1 protein-coding gene is annotated in these 561 nt (G+C 74.5%); it reads left to right on the top strand.

The genetic code is table 11. The annotated features are described in order from the left end of the window. Positions 1 to 53: 53 nt before the first annotated feature. Positions 54 to 561 (top strand): PAS domain S-box protein (locus WCS02_RS21050; RefSeq protein ID WP_340296251.1); only part of this gene is annotated, 508 nt, incomplete at its 3' end.

Here is a 561-nt window from a genome sequence, read left to right as displayed (position 1 = left end):
CGGCGCGCTACGTGCAGGCCGAGGCGTTCGCTGCGGCCTGCCTGGTTGCCGGTGTGCTCCTGGCTGGTATGAACTGGTGCCTGGTCCGCGGCATCGTGGGGCGCCGGCTGCACCGGCTCAGCGACGGGCTGAGCGCGGTCGCCGACCACGTCAGCGTCGGCGGCACGTCCCCGCACGGGCAGACGGTCCCGGTCGCGGCCAAGCTCCCGGCCGGCCCGAGCGACGCCCTCGGGCTTGCGGCCCGCGCGTTCAACACGCTGCTGGACGCGCTGGAGCGGGAACGCCGCTTCCGTACCGTCATCCACGCCAGCCGCGACGTCACCGTGATGATCGGCACCGACGGTGTCATCGTCTTCGCCTCGGCCTCCGTGCAGAGCGTGCTGGGGTGGGACCCTGCCGCTGTCCTCGGTGCCCGCCTGCAGGACGCCGTGCACCAGAAGGACCGGGCCCTGCTCGAGGACCTGCTGCACCCACTCCCAGGACCGGCGGCCGCCGTCCCCCGGGCCGGCGGGCACGAGCACGAGCTCCCGCAGCGGCCGATCACGGTCCGGGTCGCCACCA

This window comes from Aquipuribacter hungaricus, assembly GCF_037860755.1.
Lineage (GTDB): Bacteria > Actinomycetota > Actinomycetes > Actinomycetales > JBBAYJ01 > Aquipuribacter > Aquipuribacter hungaricus.
Note: the sequence above shows the minus strand (reverse complement) of the source record. Positions and strands in the feature narration are given on the sequence as shown.